Below are 12,555 nucleotides of genomic sequence, written 5' to 3'. Positions count from 1 at the left end.
CATGAATCCATTAGTTTTAGTCCTGCTTGCTCTATTGGGGTATTTAGGCGCAAGTATTTTTTCTTTTTATGGCCGAGAGCACGAACAAGAGACATTGAAATTATCAGGCCTTGTCAGTGCCTTTTCTGCTTTTTTGGGGTTGCTTGCGGGTTTAACCACCATTACATCTGGCAATATCAGCTTAATGACCAACCATTGGGCGAGTATGGATATGCTTTCAGCCCTGATGGTGTGTGTTATTTCAATTGTCACCATCGCATCATCCATTTATTCCATTAATTATCTGCAGGAATACCTTGGTAAAGGCGGTTGGAAAATCAGTGTACTGTTTAACTTGTTTGCTGCTGCCATGACGGCCCTAGTTGTGGCTGCTAATGTAATGGTCTTTATGTTTTTTGTGGAGATCATTTCACTGGCATCAGTTCTGCTTGTTGTCAGTGGCGGTTCTGAAGCAAACAGAAAAGCTGGTCTGCAATATTTCGTGGTTGATCATCTTGCTAATTTATTCATTTTAGTCGCGTTTTTGATCTTAGTTTGCCATAGTCATAGTTTTGATTTTAGCGTTTTTGTTGCGACTCCAATTACCGGTACAACGGCTTCTTGGGCCTTTATTTTTGCGCTATTTGGCTTTGGTATTAAAGCCGCTGGTATTGGTTTACATGGCTGGATGCCAAAGATTTACCCGCTAGCGCCATCTCACAGTTCAACCTTAATCTCTTGTGTGATGGTTAAGCTTGGCATTTATGGCATCATCAAGTTTGGCATTATGTTCCTAGGGGCAAGCCAGCTCTGGTGGGGTATTGTCGTCTTAATTTTTGGCGCATTGTCATCGGTTCTTGGTGTGATGTACGCGCTTGCCGAACACAATATCAAGCGTCTATTGGCATATCACACCGTTGAAAATATTGGCATTATTTTAATTGGTGTGGGTGTTGCAATGATAGGTATTGCAACAGTTCATCCTGTTATTGCCTTGCTTGGTCTATTAGGGGCTCTATATCACTTACTAAATCATGCGGTATTTAAGGGACTCTTGTGCCTAGGCTCGGGATCAATTGTCTATCGCATGCATACTAAAGAGATGGATCAAATGGGCGGTTTGGGTAAAACCATGCCAAAGACAGCTCTCGCCTTTTTGATTGGTACGATGGCCATTTGTGCTTTGCCTCCCCTTAATGGTTTTGTTTCTGAATGGTTTATCTATCAGTCGCTATTTTCATTGGGTAAAGCTGGCAGTGTCACCAATTTAATCTTTGGTCCATTTGGCATGGTGATGTTGGCGCTAACCGGTGCTTTAGCCTGTATGTGTTTTGTTAAGGTTTATGGTGTGTGTTTTACTGGTGCGCCTAAATCAGAACAAGCGGCCAATACCAAAGAAGTAGGGCCTGCAATGACACTGGCAACATCAAGTCTTGCGATCGTTTGTATTATCTTAGGTGTTGGTTCGCCATGGATTGCTCCTTATTTCTCTGCGATTGCTTCATCTATGCTGAATTTAATGCCTGTTCCCGTTGCTTCTGGTGCCGCGTTATATCCTGTGATTCCAACGCAAGCCATCCTTTCTACCCCAGTTATTGCTATTGCTTTAGCGTTACTGACCTTAGTTCCTGCTTTATTGCTGATGATTTTTGGTGGTCATCGAGTGTCTCGTCGTCAACAAGGCGATCCTTGGGCTTGTGGTTATCAATATGAACAACGCATGACAGTCTCAACTGCTGGTATTACTGCACCAATGCGTCAGATGTTTGGTTTTATCTACAATAATCGACCTAAAACATCCCTAACAGAGCGTTATGTTTTGCCTTTCTTTGTCGATCTAAATGGTCAATTAAGCTGCCATAAAGTGAAAGTCTTCTGCGTAGTTCTGGCGTTATTTGTGATCGGTTTCTTCCCATTTATTTCAGGAGTAAGTTACTGATGTCTCCATTAGAAATGCCATCAGCGGGATGGATCATCTTGGCTGTGGTTCAAGCGCTATTGATGTTGCTTTTAACTCCATTAGTAACCGGTTTCTCTCGTGTTATACGGGCGAAAATTCACTCTCGTAAAGGCCCTGGTATCTTGCAAGATTACCGCGACATTATGAAGTTGCTGCGTCGTCAGTCAGTTGCACCAAGCAATGCTGGAATGATTTTTTGGCTGATGCCATGGGTATTGATTATCACTATGCTGTTGATCGCAATGGCATTACCTACTGTTACCCAAACATCACCATTTCCGATCTCTGGTGATTTGATCACAGATATCTATTTATTAGCCATATTCCGTTTTTTCTTTGCTCTTGCGGGCATTGACTCTAACAGTATGTTCGGTGGTTTAGGCAGTAGCCGTGAGCTCACGTTAGGAATTTTGGTTGAACCGATCCTTATTCTGGCTATTTTGCTGGTGGCGCTCGCGATGGGTACAACGGATCTTGGTTATATTAGTCGAGCCATGGCAACTCAAACTTGGCATCAGCCTTTAACCTTAATTTTAGCCGGCATCGTGTGTGCATTTGCTCTATTTATTGAGATGGGTAAGTTACCGTTTGATAGCGCAGAAGCCGAACAAGAACTGCAAGAGGGCCCTGTTACTGAATATTCTGGTTCTAATCTTGCGCTTGTTAAGCTGGGTCTTGGCTTAAAACAGCTTGTTGTTGCTCAGCTCTTTTTAGCGATTTTTATTCCATGGGGTAAAGCCAGCAGTTTGACATTCACTGGACTGTTCTCGGCAACGGTAATTTTGCTGATTAAGCTTTTTGTGATCTTCTTAATTGCTGGGATTGCAGAAAATACGATGGCACGTTTTCGTTTTATGAAAATTCATCGTGCTATTTTCCCGATGTTCTTAGTGGCAGTGATCGCACTGCTGTTCTTTATTCTTGGTTGGTAAGTCACGACAATGACAAGTTCTATATTTGAAACAGCTATAAATCCCCAACGTATTGGTAAAAACTATGTCGATGGCGTGAATCATTTTTTCCCATCAGCCATCATAGATGAAGAGTGGCAGACCGAAAACCAAGTTACGATTACGGTCAAAATGACAGCTTTAGTTGATGTAATGAAGTGGCTTTATTACGACCAAGGCGGTTGGCTTACTGTAACGTTTGGTAATGATGAACGCTCTCTTAATGGTCACTTTGCGGTTTATCACGCTTTGTCTATGGAAGGCGAAGTGAAAAGTTGGGTAACGGTAAAAGTTTTAGTCGATCCTGTAAGCCAAGAATTTATTTCAATTACGCCCACGATTCCGGCTGCGGTTTGGGGGGAGCGAGAAGTACGGGATATGTATGGTTTACATCCAGTAGGATTACCAGATGAACGTCGTTTGGTTCTCCCTGATGATTGGCCTGAAGATCTGCATCCATTACGTAAAGACGCTATGGATTATCGTCAGCGTCCTCAACCAACAACTGAGACAGAAACCTATCAGTTTGATAACCAATTAGGCAACGATAGCAACCGTATTGTGCCCGTGGGTCCTTTGCATATCACTTCCGATGAACCAGGTCATTTCCGCTTGTTTGTTGATGGCGAAGACATTGTTGATGCTGACTATCGCATGTTTTATGTCCACCGTGGTATGGAAAAATTAGCAGAAACACGAATGGGTTATCATGAGGTCGCTCAATTAACCGATCGCGTGTGCGGTATTTGCGGTTTTACCCATAGTGTGGGGTATAGCAATACGATTGAAAACGCACTTGATGTGGATGTGCCATTTCGTGCCAAGATGATTCGTACCGTACTGCTTGAAGTTGAACGTCTGCATAGCCATTTGCTCAACATTGGACTATCTAGCCACTTTGTCGGTTTTGATTCTGGCTTTATGCAGTTTTTCCGTATTCGTGAAAAAACCATGGAGTTAGCTGAACTGTTAACTGGCGCTCGTAAAACCTATGGTATGAACCTTATTGGTGGTGTTCGCCGAGATTTTCTTAAAGAGCAGCGTACGAAAGGTATTGCGATGGTGCGAGAGGTTCGTCAATCCTTTAGCGAACTGGTTGAAATGCTATTAGCAACGCCAAATATCGATAGCCGTATTTGTGGCGTGGGCATTTTAAGTAAAGAGATCGCTCGTAATTACAGCCCTGTAGGTCCTTTGATTCGTGGTACTGGATTTAAACGTGATGTTCGTGTCATCCATGGACAGCAGTTTGAAGCTTACAGTAAGGTGCCGATTGAGCTGCAAACCATGGAAAATGGCGATGTGCAGTCTCGTGTGATGGTTCGTATTCGTGAAGTGTTTGACGCTCTTAATATTGTGGAGTTTGGTTTAGATAACTTACCTGCTGGGGCGATTTTAACCGAAGGGTTTAACTATGTTCCGAATAAGTTTGCATTAGGCTTTACTGAAGCGCCTCGTGGGGAAAATGTGCACTGGAGTATGACCGGGGATAATCAAAAACTCTTCCGTTGGCGTTGCCGTGCTGCAACATACGCAAATTGGCCTACATTGCGCTATATGTTGCGTGGTAACACCGTTGCTGATGCCCCTTTAATTATCGGTAGTTTAGATCCTTGTTATTCATGCACAGACCGCGTCACTATTGTTGATACTAAGAAAAAACGCAGCCAAACCGTGCCGTATAAAGCGATTGAGCAATACAGTATCAATCGCAAAAATTCGCCATTTAAAATCTAAGGGGGCCTTGTGTTTAAGTTATTAAAAACGGTACTTAAAACAGGGGAGGCAACCACTAAGTACCCATTTGCCCCTCTTGAAGTGAGCCAAGATTTTCGTGGTAAACCTGAATTAAACGCTGATCAATGTCTATCTTGTGGTGCATGTACGCGAGCTTGTCCTGCAAATGCACTGATTATGGAAACCGATGAGCAAGCAGGTACTCGACGTTGGGAACTGTCGATGGCTCGTTGTATTTATTGTGGGCGCTGCGAAGAAGTGTGCCCAACAAAAGCCATTAAATTGTCGCAAAATTTTGAGTTAGCCGTGACTAATAAGGCGGATTTGTATGAATCGGCAACGTTTGATCTGGCCGATTGTAGCCAATGTGGCAGACCGTTTGTGGCCCGTAAACTGCTTGAGTATGTATTGGATACACTGGAGCTAAGTGGTGTGCCTACCGACCAATTGACACAGCGCCGTGAGCAGCTTGAAACTTGTCCTGAATGTCGGCGTCGAAATAATATGTTAGATAGTGAAAATATTAGCCACCTACGTTTTATTGAGGAGGACGTATGAAAGGTATTAAACAGTTAGTTGGTACTGCTCACACTCAAACGGTTCCAGTTGAGTTGCCTCCTCATAGCCAGAAATTAAAAGATGCATTGATTAAGCAGATCCGTCGTTCCGCCTATGTCTATCGTGTCGACTGTGGGGGGTGTAACGCTTGTGAAATTGAAATTTTTGCAGCAACGACTCCTGTTTTTGATGCGGAACGATTTGGTATCAAAGTGGTTGCATCTCCTCGTCATGCTGACATCTTGCTGTTTACGGGAGCTGTGACTCGTGCCATGCGAGCTCCCGCCTTACGAGCTTATGAAGCGGCTCCCGATCCAAAAATTGTGATCTCTTATGGTGCCTGCGGTTGCGATGGCGGTATTTTTCACGATCTCTACTGTGTGTGGGGCGGAACAGACAAAATTGTTCCAGTTGATGTCTATATTCCTGGTTGTCCTCCAACACCTGCAGCAACGATTTATGGCTTTGCGGTTGCTTTGGGGCTTCTTGATCAAAAGTTGAAGTCTAAAACGCATCAACCCGATCAAACTAAAGCTTCATTACGTCATACAGGTATTCCACTTGATCTTAAAGTGATGATCGAACGCGAAGCTCGCTTGCTAGCAGGATATGTTCAAGGTCAACGTATTGCTGATGAAGTAATAGAGATTTTAGCTAATAGCGACAGTGATACCGTAGATAGTAATATCCAGACCTATCTTGAGCAAAAGGACGACCCGCGACTTTGTGAAATTGTACATATTTTGTTTAATAAAACGATGGCGGCATTAACGGGTACAGGCCCTCAAGCATCAAGCATTTGTTCAAGTCAGTGCCAAAAAACGTGCTCTAGTTCTGCTCAAAATGACTTATTAGGGTAGAGGTGAGAGATGACTCGTAACACCCTTGAATCTCGCCATTTAGAAGGGCATGTGTATTTTTATAGCTTAAGTCGTAAGTTTGTTGATCAAAGCTATGATGTGCCTGAAGAAGCGAAACAGATCATGTATTACAGCTTGGCAATTGGTCATCATTTAGGTGTGGTCGATTGTCTTAAATCAGTACTAGATTGTGACGGCAGAGAATATCAAACATGGATTGATGCTTTACCTCATGAAGGTGAAGCGTATCGAAAAATGCAAGGCTTTCTCTTGTTTGGCGAAATTACGATTTATCCTGAACATATCAATATGCTGGCACTTGCTTTTGATAGATTAGAACCTTCAAAACAAGATAAAAAATCTCAACAATTAACCCAAGGTTTTATTGCGGCACTCGGCGCGATTTACCATGAGCCGACTATGTATCTTATGATCCGTGGAGGCGAGTCTAAAAAGCCAACCGCGGTTAGTAATAACGACACTAATGGGCAAGCCGTATGAGTGGTGGTTTACAACAAATTAATTTATCAGCTGCGTTATGGGGTGAAGCGGCGTGCAGTAATGATGATGTTGATTTAACCGTTGATAATATCGTACTGACCGTGGGTAACTCGATGATGGGTGATGATGGAGCGGGCCCTTTATTAGCCACAATGTTAAAAGCCAATCCGATTGATAATTGGAGTGTGCTTGAAGGTGGTTCAATGCCAGAAGATTGCTTACATTTGATTCGAAAAGCAAAGCCGAATCGTGTGCTGGTGGTCGATGCGGCTGATATTGGCGAAGAAGCGGGAACGACTCGAGTGATAGATCCTGAATCGATTGTTGATATGTATGTCGTCTCAACACACAGCTTACCGCTCAATTTTCTGATTGATGAACTTAAAACCTTTGTGCCAGAGGTTGTCTTTGTCGGTATTCAGCCTGCGATTGTCGCATTTTCAGCCCCCTTAACTGAGATGGTTCAAAATGCGGTATCAACCTTGTATCAGGTACTTCCTGTTTGGCAAGGTGATGGCGGGTTTGAACATGTGTAAGTATCGTTAATATCGACAGTGTCGAAGTGTTGTGACGAAATATGTCGACAGCAAAATATTGAATAAGATTGTCTTTTCTGACATTGCACTAAAAGCCCGAAGTGATTCGGGCTTTTATTTTTTCTGATTGTTTTCATGTAGTTGTATTTTATTTCTGTTGGTTTGATAAATTGGCACGCCTCATGCTTATATGGTATCGCAGTCAGTAAGCTCGGTGACAGTTGACTGATTGCGATGTATCGACATCAATAAAGGATCCACCATGAACCGGTTTGTTTTTGCAGATCCAAATCTGTGTATTGGGTGTCGAACCTGCGAAGTTGCGTGTGTTATTTCTCACCAAGCAGATAGCACAGTAGCAGGGTTAAATGCTGTAGATTTTTCGCCTCGTCTTACTTTGGTGAAAAATGCTCATGTGACCACCCCTGTTATGTGTCGGCAATGTGATGATGCGCCATGTGCTCAGGTTTGTCCTAATAACGCCATCGTTTTAGAAGATGGTTTTGTCAAAGTGATTCAGTCACGTTGTATTGGTTGTAAGACTTGCGTTATCGCTTGCCCTTACGGCGCAATGAATGTGGTGACAAAAATGGTTGAAGAGACAAAAGGGTCTGCGTTGTTTAAACGTCAAGTTCCTCAATCTCAAGCGCTAAAATGTGATTTATGTAACCACCGAGAAGAAGGTCCTGCTTGTGTGCAGGTGTGTCCGACCGGTGCAATTCGAATCATTGAGTCAGAAACTTTGACTGAAGACAGTAAACAAAAGCGTGAAGCTGCTGCGTTAAATGCCGTTGCAATTTGTCGCTGATATAAATTAATAACCGTTACTACCAAAGGTTAGTATGAAAAAGTCCATTGTTGTTTGTCCCTACTGTGGTACTGGGTGCAAACTAAAGTTGGTCGTTGAAAATAACAAAGTGATCGCAGCAGAGCCTGCTGATGGTCGTACAAATGAAGGTCAGTTGTGCCTAAAAGGTTACTATGGCTGGGATTTTCTTAACGATACCAATCTATTAACGCCACGCTTAAAACAGCCGATGATTCGTCGCACTCGTGATGCTCAACTTGAAGGGGTTTCTTGGCAAGAAGCAATTGATTTTGCAAGTGAAAAACTACTTGAAATCAAAAAGAAATATGGCCCAGAAGCCATTATGACAACAGGTTCAGCTCGTGGTCCAGGTAACGAAGCTAACTATGTGATGCAGAAATTTGCGCGAGCGGTCATAGGGACTAATAACGTCGATCACTGCGCTAGGGTGTGACACGCTCCATCAGTCTCCGGTCTGGAGACAACAGTAGGTAATGGCGCAATGAGTAACGCTATTCCCGAAATTCAACATACTAAATGTTTACTCATATTCGGTTACAACGCGGCAGATTCTCACCCGGTTGTAGCAAGACACATTTTAAAAGCTCGTGCTAATGGGGCGAAGATCATTGTTTGTGATCCTCGTAAGATTGAATCTGCTCGTATTGCAGATCAATGGTTAGCCCTAAATAATGGCTCGAATATGGCATTAGTTAATGCGTTAGCAAATGTCATTATTGAAGAGGGGCTCTACAACAAGGAATTTGTGCAAAACCATACTGAAGGCTTCGCCGAGTTTCGTGAAATAGCGTCTCACTATCCGCCAGAATCAGTTGAACAAGTAACAGGTTTAACTGCACAAGAAATTCGTTTAGCTGCACGTACTTATGCTGCTGCGCCTGAAGCGATGATTTTGTGGGGGATGGGTGTTACCCAATACGGTCAAGCAGTTGATGTTGTTCGTGGCTTAGCAGGGCTTGCATTGCTAACTGGTAATTTTGGTCGTCGTGGTGTGGGTTGTGGCCCAGTTCGAGGTCAAAATAACGTGCAGGGTACATGTGATATGGGCATGTTGCCGCATCAGTTCCCTGGTTATCAAGACGTTACCGATGATGCCGTACGTTCTAAGTTTGAACAAGCTTGGGGTGTTTCGTTATCAGGAACTCCTGGCTATCGCTTAACGGAAATGGGTCACAAGGTTGAAGAAGGTATCTGTAAAGCGTTCTACATCTTTGGTGAAGATCCTGCACAAACGGAAGCCGATCTTGCAGCAATGCGCGACACTATGCGTAAAATGGAGTTAGTGATTGTTCAAGATATCTTTATGACGCAAACGGCTGAATTTGCTGATGTGATTTTCCCTGCAACCAGTTGGGGAGAACACGAAGGTGTATACAGCAGTGCTGACCGTGGTTTCCAACGTTTCTATAAGGCGGTAAAACCAACGGGTGATGTGAAACCCGATTGGGAGATCTTCAGCTTATTAGCAACGCGCATGGGTTACCCTATGTCGTACAACAATACTGAAGAGATTTGGGATGAGCTACGTAGTCTATGTCCGCTCTATGCTGGTGTTACCTACGATAAGATGGCTGATTTGAAATCGGTTCAGTGGCCGTGTCCAACCGAGGATCATCCGGGTACATCGTATTTATTTGAAGGTAATCAGTTTAGTACGCCATCAGGTAAAGGGATCTTTATTGGTGCAGAATGGCGTGCTCCACTTGAACAACCTGATGCTGAGTATCCGCTAGTACTTTCAACGGTTCGTGAAGTTGGTCACTATTCATGTCGCTCTATGACAGGTAACTGTGCTGCTTTACAAACGTTGGCCGATGAACCTGGTTATGTCCAGATGCATCCTGATGATGCTAAAGCGTTAGGTATTGCCGATCAGCAGTTAGTTTGGGTATCTTCCCGCCGAGGTAAAGTTATCTCTAGAGCTAACTATAATGAGCGTGTCAATAAAGGCGTGGTTTACATGACTTACCAATGGTGGATTGGTGCTTGTAATGAGCTAACTATTGAGCATTTAGATCCCATATCAAAAACGCCAGAGTTTAAATATTGTGCAGTAAAAGTTGAGCATATTGATGATCAATCTTGGGCAGAAAATTATGTTCAAACCGAATACAGTAATTTAAAAGCGCGATTACGTAATCATGTAATTAATGCGTAGCTAATTATTTTACTTAAATAATGGCGCATTTATGGAAATAAGGTTTCCAAGATAAAATATTGCTATTTTTTATTTTGGAACCTTATTAATTATTATTAAGAGTAATTAATAGCTTTGCCTTATAAGTCAGAAGAAAATTAGTAAATATCATCATTTTTTATGTGGAATTGAATTGAGTTTTCCGCTTGGTTGATTCAGATCAATGCTTGGTTAGTAAAATGCTTGAGAATTGTATTACAAATGCTTGAATTTTTATTTGCTATTCGGGCCAATTTATCTGCAAGAGCTAATGGTACCATGGAACGCTTTGAAGCCGACTTGATGAGTTTTTCAAAAGCCTTATTATCCATCAACGATATTTCAGGCGTAATGACGTTTTTAAATAACGAAGATTTGCTATTTATTCAAGTTGATAGGGTTAATTTACTACTAAAAAATAATATTGATGATACGCCAACACTTTACTTTTTAGATAACGGCAATGAACAAAAAAATTATCAGTATAATCAACATTCTTTAGCGCTACATAAGATTGCTTCTTGTGAGTATTATCATGATATCTCTGGTCATGAACTGTACCAGACGTTTCCTCAATTAGTTGACCACCCTGCTTACTATGATGTAAACCGATACTGCAAAATACCGCTTTTAATTGCAGGTAAACCATTAGGTGCTATTGAGTATATTAATCATAAATTAGCAGACAGTATTGAATCTGAGAGACAATTTAAACTGTTTAATAATATGATCGCTGCCATGATAGAGCATATTATTGAACATCAACTTGCTTCTGATTTTACACAGCAATTAAGTAATGAAAAAAAGAACTTCCAAGTATTAGTCGATATTACCAATACGGTTATTAGTCAAAGTACAAAAAAAGAATTAATCAGTTCTTTATTACATTTTCTTTATCAACATTTTGCTATGACTGAGCTGTCAATTATTCAGCTACAAGATAATCATTATATGCAAATGTTTTGTGGGTTAAACAATAATAATACTGAATTTCATTGTCATTTTTTTAATGATGATAAAATGATTAAACATGCAATAGAGAATAATAAACCTGTATTACTTGATCACAACCAATTGGAACAAATTCGCCAAGATGAAAATGGTCCTTATTTTCCATCAAAAGTAAAAAGTGCTTGTATTGTTCCGATGGTTTTTCGTGGGTTAACTATTGGTTATATCTGCTATATGAAAAGAGAAACACTCAATTATCAGCAGTATGATATTGAGCTGGTTCAGCAAATAGCCTCTCGTGTCGCTTTGGCAATGCACAGTATTAAGGCCCATCAAGCTACACTACCAAGGACCGAAACAGAGCAGTATGTCAGTATTGAAGAAAGCTATGATGAACATGCGATTTTTGATGACATTATTAGCCAAAGTGAAGCAATGAATCAGGTACTGGAAAAAGTTGCAATGGTGGCCAGTTGTGACAGTACGGTATTGATTTTAGGTGAATCGGGGACAGGAAAAGAGTTAATTGCACGTGCGATTCACAAAATGAGTTTACGTAGCAAAACCCGAATGGTGAAAATGAATTGTGCCGCGATTCCTGCCGGTTTGTTTGAAAGCGAGCTGTTTGGTCATGAAAGAGGGGCATTTACAGGAGCAATCAGCCAACGGGTTGGTCGATTTGAGCAAGCCCATAAAGGGACTCTCTTTTTAGATGAAATTGGAGATATGCCCCTTGAATTACAGCCTAAGTTATTACGGGCGTTACAAGAAAACGAAATCGAGCGAGTAGGTAAAAATCAGCTTATCTCCGTTGATGTTCGTATTGTTGTTGCGACTAATGTTGATTTACTGGCAATGGTTGATGCCAAACAGTTTCGTAATGATCTTTATTATCGGTTAAATGTTTTTCCGATTGAAGTTCCTCCGCTTCGACAGCGGGCTGAAGATATCCCTTTATTAGTCAAACATTTTGCTCGTCAATTAGCCCAAAAAATGGGTAAGAAAATCACTGCAATTGCAGCGAGTGATCTTGAACTGATGCAACGTTTTTCTTGGCCTGGAAATGTCCGTGAATTGCATAATTTTGTTGAACGTTCCGTTATTTTAACGCGAGGCCATGTACTGAATATTCCGGTTGATGAGCTAATTTCGCTTCAACCTCATATCGTGCAAAATTCTAGAAAAATGGAATCCCAAGCATCACTATCTAAGACATCACTTAAACAGGCTCAAGAATTACCGCAGGTAGCATCAATTGATGATCTAACAAGCTCGGGCTCAGAGAGTGTCTGTTCTGTCGATACAGCGGCAAAAAATGAAGTAAAAAAGGTGAGACCTATTGTTGATCAATCCATGATCATCAACGCATTAAAACGGTGCCAAGGGGTCATTGCTGGGCCTAATGGTGCGGCTAATATGCTGGGCTTAAAGCGAACAACTCTACTATCTCGTATGCAAAAAATGGGTATCAGTAGTCAAGATTATCGTTAACCACATTCGAGTTTTTGAACCAAGGAA

General features: G+C 41.8%; 10 protein-coding genes. All 10 read left to right on the top strand.

Annotation, left to right across the window (positions count from 1 at the left end; all coding sequences use genetic code 11):
• The first annotated feature begins 1 nt into the window (after position 1).
• The 10 genes from CTN07_RS11690 (at position 2) to CTN07_RS11645 (ending at position 12,528) form a co-directional block, all read left to right on the top strand.
• Positions 2–1,918 carry a proton-conducting transporter transmembrane domain-containing protein gene (locus CTN07_RS11690; protein ID WP_107183713.1) on the top strand — a complete coding sequence of 639 codons (1,917 nt, stop codon included), beginning with the start codon at positions 2–4 and terminating at the stop codon, positions 1,916–1,918.
• The gene (locus tag CTN07_RS11685) at positions 1,918–2,871 is read left to right on the top strand and encodes a respiratory chain complex I subunit 1 family protein (protein ID WP_005303920.1); all 954 of its coding nucleotides are present in this window, start codon (positions 1,918–1,920) and stop codon (positions 2,869–2,871) included. Before CTN07_RS11690 ends, CTN07_RS11685 begins: the two co-directional genes overlap by 1 nt.
• 9 nt (positions 2,872–2,880) lie before the next feature.
• The gene (locus tag CTN07_RS11680; RefSeq protein ID WP_005303922.1) at positions 2,881–4,626 is read left to right on the top strand and encodes a hydrogenase large subunit; all 1,746 of its coding nucleotides are present in this window, start codon (positions 2,881–2,883) and stop codon (positions 4,624–4,626) included.
• Positions 4,627–4,635: 9 nt separating this feature from the next.
• The gene (locus tag CTN07_RS11675; protein ID WP_036765353.1) at positions 4,636–5,184 is read left to right on the top strand and encodes a formate hydrogenlyase complex iron-sulfur subunit; all 549 of its coding nucleotides are present in this window, start codon (positions 4,636–4,638) and stop codon (positions 5,182–5,184) included.
• Positions 5,181–6,044 carry an NADH-quinone oxidoreductase subunit B family protein gene (locus CTN07_RS11670; RefSeq protein WP_005303924.1) on the top strand — a complete coding sequence of 288 codons (864 nt, stop codon included), beginning with the start codon at positions 5,181–5,183 and terminating at the stop codon, positions 6,042–6,044. Before CTN07_RS11675 ends, CTN07_RS11670 begins: the two co-directional genes overlap by 4 nt.
• Before the next feature lie 9 nt (positions 6,045–6,053).
• Positions 6,054–6,545, top strand: coding sequence for a formate hydrogenlyase maturation HycH family protein (locus tag CTN07_RS11665; protein WP_050787805.1), 492 nt, complete (start codon positions 6,054–6,056; stop codon positions 6,543–6,545).
• Positions 6,542–7,081: a hydrogenase maturation peptidase HycI gene (gene hycI / locus CTN07_RS11660; RefSeq protein WP_080551759.1), complete on the top strand. Its 540-nt coding sequence runs from the start codon at positions 6,542–6,544 to the stop codon at positions 7,079–7,081. The genes CTN07_RS11665 and hycI overlap by 4 nt, the downstream gene beginning before the upstream one ends.
• A gap of 262 nt (positions 7,082–7,343) precedes the next feature.
• On the top strand, positions 7,344–7,889 hold the full coding sequence (locus CTN07_RS11655; RefSeq protein WP_005303927.1) for a 4Fe-4S dicluster domain-containing protein: 546 nt from the start codon (positions 7,344–7,346) through the stop codon (positions 7,887–7,889).
• A 34-nt stretch (positions 7,890–7,923) separates the two neighbouring features.
• The gene (fdhF, locus tag CTN07_RS11650; protein ID WP_107183712.1) at positions 7,924–10,068 is read left to right on the top strand and encodes a formate dehydrogenase subunit alpha; all 2,145 of its coding nucleotides are present in this window, start codon (positions 7,924–7,926) and stop codon (positions 10,066–10,068) included.
• A gap of 240 nt (positions 10,069–10,308) precedes the next feature.
• Complete coding sequence (locus CTN07_RS11645) at positions 10,309–12,528, top strand: sigma 54-interacting transcriptional regulator (RefSeq protein WP_005303934.1); 2,220 nt, start codon at positions 10,309–10,311, stop codon at positions 12,526–12,528.
• The last annotated feature ends 27 nt before the right edge of the window (positions 12,529–12,555 follow it).

The sequence above is a fragment of the Photobacterium damselae genome (assembly GCF_003026815.1).
In the GTDB taxonomy this organism is placed as follows: domain Bacteria; phylum Pseudomonadota; class Gammaproteobacteria; order Enterobacterales; family Vibrionaceae; genus Photobacterium; species Photobacterium damselae.
Note: the sequence above shows the minus strand (reverse complement) of the source record. Positions and strands in the feature narration are given on the sequence as shown.

Bases quoted from the DNA above. Each gene is read 5' to 3' on its own strand.
- CTN07_RS11690 (WP_107183713.1), top strand. From the start codon at position 2: ATGAATCCATTAGTTTTAGTCCTGCTTGCTCTATTGGGGTATTTAGGC.
- CTN07_RS11685 (WP_005303920.1), top strand. From the start codon at position 1,918: ATGTCTCCATTAGAAATGCCATCAGCGGGATGGATCATCTTGGCTGTG.
- CTN07_RS11680 (WP_005303922.1), top strand. From the start codon at position 2,881: ATGACAAGTTCTATATTTGAAACAGCTATAAATCCCCAACGTATTGGT.
- CTN07_RS11670 (WP_005303924.1), top strand. From the start codon at position 5,181: ATGAAAGGTATTAAACAGTTAGTTGGTACTGCTCACACTCAAACGGTT.
- CTN07_RS11665 (WP_050787805.1), top strand. From the start codon at position 6,054: ATGACTCGTAACACCCTTGAATCTCGCCATTTAGAAGGGCATGTGTAT.
- hycI (WP_080551759.1), top strand. From the start codon at position 6,542: ATGAGTGGTGGTTTACAACAAATTAATTTATCAGCTGCGTTATGGGGT.
- CTN07_RS11655 (WP_005303927.1), top strand. From the start codon at position 7,344: ATGAACCGGTTTGTTTTTGCAGATCCAAATCTGTGTATTGGGTGTCGA.
- CTN07_RS11645 (WP_005303934.1), top strand. From the start codon at position 10,309: ATGCTTGAATTTTTATTTGCTATTCGGGCCAATTTATCTGCAAGAGCT.